Source organism: Gordonibacter pamelaeae 7-10-1-b (genome assembly GCF_000210055.1).
GTDB lineage: Bacteria > Actinomycetota > Coriobacteriia > Coriobacteriales > Eggerthellaceae > Gordonibacter > Gordonibacter pamelaeae.
In genome coordinates this window covers 2,526,328-2,528,497 of the sequence record NC_021021.1, presented here as the reverse complement: position 1 = coordinate 2,528,497, position 2,170 = coordinate 2,526,328, and the positions used below count along the sequence as shown (strand labels likewise).

Here is a 2,170-nt window from a genome sequence, read left to right as displayed (position 1 = left end):
CGTCGTCGGTGGCCTGGTGGGGGCGGTGCTGTCGAACGAGCTCATGGTGCTGCTCGGCGGGGTGGGACTCGCAGCGGGCGCGCTGGCGCCGCGCTGGGCCGTGAGTGATGCGGAGCGGCGGCGTGCGCGGGAGGTGGAACGGCATCTGTCCGAGATGCTGGAGGTGACGGCCCTGGGCCTGCGCAGCGGCCTGTCGTTCGACCGCAGCTTCGAGCTGTACGGCACGCACTTCGAAACGCCGTTCGCGGAAGCCTGCGCGTCGGCGCGGCGCCGCTGGTCGCTGGGGCTCACGACGCGTGACGAGGCGCTGCGCGACCTGGCTGCGACGTACGACTCGGAGCAGCTCGCCCGCGTGGTGGAGAACATGGTGCGGTCGCTTAGGTTCGGCTCCTCGCTGGCCGAGAGCCTGGAGTCGGCCGCCGCGGAGGCGCGCGCCGAGCATCGGGCACGCCTGGAGGAGCGGGTGGCGAAGGCCCCGGTGAAGATGATGATGCCCACGGGCGCCCTCATCCTCCCGGCCATGCTGCTGCTGGTGCTGGGCCCGGTGCTGCTGGAGCTGGCAAACGGGTTCTGACGGCGGCGCGGCGGCGGGCGGGACGGGTGCGAAGGCTGCCCCGGGGGCCGGACTTGTTGAGACGAGAGGAGCGTTCGATGGAGAAGCGGATGGAAGCGGGGCGGATGGCGTGGGAGCGCTGGAACGAGCGGTTCCGGGCAGACCTCCTGCGTTGGGCGGCCGCCTGCCGGACGAGGCTCGTGCAGGCGAAGGGGCAGGGCACCACCGAGTACGCCATATTGGTGGGCGTGCTGGTGGTGATAGCCATCCTGGCCATCACGGTGTTCCGCCCGAAGCTGCAGGAGCTGTGGGATGCCATAGCCAGCGGCATCAACGGGCTGTGAGCGGCGGTCGCGCTTGGCCCCAGGCGGGGCCCGGCGACGAGCAAGGGCAGGGAACGGTGGAGTTCGCGCTGGTCACGGCCGGGCTGCTCGCGGTGATCGTGGCATGCGGGGCGCTTTGGCGCTCCTTTGAGGGAGGCCTGTTCGTGGGGCACGCGCTCATGGCGGCGTCGCATCACGTGCAGGGCGCCGCCCTTGGCGCGGTGGCGGACGTGTTCCTGTACTGACGGAAGCGGAGGAAAGGGAAAGGAGGCGGCATGGCAGGCCAGAATCCTCGGTTCGGGGGCGGGGCGCTGCGGGCAAGGCGAACGTGGCGGGCAAGGCGGAGCTTCGCGGGACGCGAGCGCGGGCAGGCGACGGTGGAGGCGGCGGTGCTCATCCCGGTGCTGTTCACGGCGTTGCTGCTGCTGTTGCAGCCGGGCATCCTGCTGTACGACCGCATGGTCATGCAGGGCGCGGCGGCGGAGGGCTGCCGGCTGCTCGCCACCAAGATCGCCGCACAGGGCGACATGGACGGCAGCTGCGAGGCGTTCGTGCGCCACCGCTTGGGCGCGGTGCCCCCGCACGACTGCTTCCACGTGCACCGCGGAGGCTGCAGCTGGGACATCGTGCTGGCGGGCGACGAAGGATCCCAGACGGTGAGCGTGACCGTGGGCACCGACGTGTGTCCGCTGCCGCTGCTGGATGCGGGAGCGGCGCTGCTCGGCATGACCGACGCGGCGGGCAACCTGCATCTGGAGACGACGGTGTCGCTTCCCGCGCAGCCCGCCTGGGTCGACGGTGCCGAGGCCGGCCGCGACCCGGCCGGGTGGATCGGGGCGTGGCTGCGATGAGCGGGAAGCTGTTGGAGAGAGGCGCGCACAAGCGCGGTCGGCGGCCATTCGGCCTGTTTCGCGACGAGGATGGGTTCACCACGGTGGGCGTGGCGTTGGCGCTGCTCGTCACGCTGGCGCTGGTGTTCACGTCGGCGCAGGTATACCGCGTGAGCTCGGCCTCGGCCGACGTGCAGGACGTGGCGGACGCGGCTGCGCTCGCGGCCGAGAACGAGGTGGCCGAGTTCATGATCGCCGTGAGGGTGTGCGATGCCGTGGTGCTCTCGCTCTCGCTCACGGGGGCGGCAACGGCCGGCCTGGGCGTGGCCGCGCTGTGCACGCCTGCGACGGCGGGCGCGTCCGAGGTGCTGCTGAAGGCCGCGCGCAAGGTGGTGGAGGCACGCGACGAGTTCGCCGAGAAGGCTGCCGCAGGGCTGAACCGCCTGCAGAAAGCGTTGCCCTTC

At 71.8% G+C, this 2,170-nt stretch carries 4 protein-coding genes and 1 pseudogene; all 5 read left to right on the top strand.

Annotation, left to right across the window (positions count from 1 at the left end):
- Positions 1 to 574 (top strand): type II secretion system F family protein (locus GPA_RS11785; protein ID WP_041239556.1); only part of this gene is annotated, 574 nt, incomplete at its 5' end.
- Positions 575 to 651: 77 nt separating this feature from the next.
- A complete protein-coding gene (locus tag GPA_RS11780; protein ID WP_015539998.1) occupies positions 652 to 897 on the top strand; it encodes a class III signal peptide-containing protein in 246 nt (81 codons plus the stop codon).
- Between the two features lie 56 nt (positions 898 to 953).
- Positions 954 to 1,121 carry a hypothetical protein gene (locus tag GPA_RS11775; protein WP_227154943.1) on the top strand — a complete coding sequence of 56 codons (168 nt, stop codon included), beginning with the start codon at positions 954 to 956 and terminating at the stop codon, positions 1,119 to 1,121.
- A 30-nt stretch (positions 1,122 to 1,151) separates the two neighbouring features.
- A complete protein-coding gene (locus GPA_RS11770) occupies positions 1,152 to 1,727 on the top strand; it encodes a TadE/TadG family type IV pilus assembly protein (RefSeq protein ID WP_083809105.1) in 576 nt (191 codons plus the stop codon).
- Positions 1,724 to 2,170, top strand: a pseudogene (locus GPA_RS19295) (hypothetical protein); the annotation flags it as partial. The gene GPA_RS11770 and the pseudogene GPA_RS19295, both read left to right, overlap by 4 nt.